The organism is Bradyrhizobium sp. NBAIM08 (assembly GCF_020193935.1).
Lineage (GTDB): Bacteria > Pseudomonadota > Alphaproteobacteria > Rhizobiales > Xanthobacteraceae > Bradyrhizobium > Bradyrhizobium yuanmingense.
This window is the reverse complement of the sequence record NZ_JADYVR010001030.1, coordinates 1-399: the sequence shown is the minus strand read 5'-3', so window position 1 is coordinate 399 and position 399 is coordinate 1. Positions and strand designations below refer to the sequence as shown.

Sequence of the window (399 nt, the reverse complement as noted above, 5' to 3'; positions counted from 1 at the left end):
GGACGAGGCCCGCGCGCAGCGCGGCGAGGCGCAGGCCGCCGACCACCAGGGCGACGACGGAGAACTGAAGCCACACCGGTATCCCGGCCGACGAGGCGGCAGCGCCGAGAATCGAGCCACCCACGGCGCCTGCCGAGAAGGCGGCGTGGAAGTGCGGGATCACCGAGCGCCCGTGGGCCTGTTCGATCCGGGCAGACTCGACGTTCATCGGGACGGTGAGCAGCGAACCGCCGATGCCGTTGATCAGGATCGCCAGCCCGAAGATCCAGCGAGAACCCATTGCGGTCCCGGCGCCGATCAGGATGAAGCCGGACAGGTTCACCACGGCTCCGGTGGCGAAAACCTGTGCGCTGCCGAATCGATCCATCAGGGCGGGAGCGGAGAACACCGTCACCAGTG

1 pseudogene is annotated in these 399 nt (G+C 68.9%); it reads right to left on the bottom strand.

What is annotated here, in order from left to right:
• Positions 1-399 (bottom strand): annotated as a pseudogene (locus I6F37_RS43300) (hypothetical protein); the annotation flags it as partial.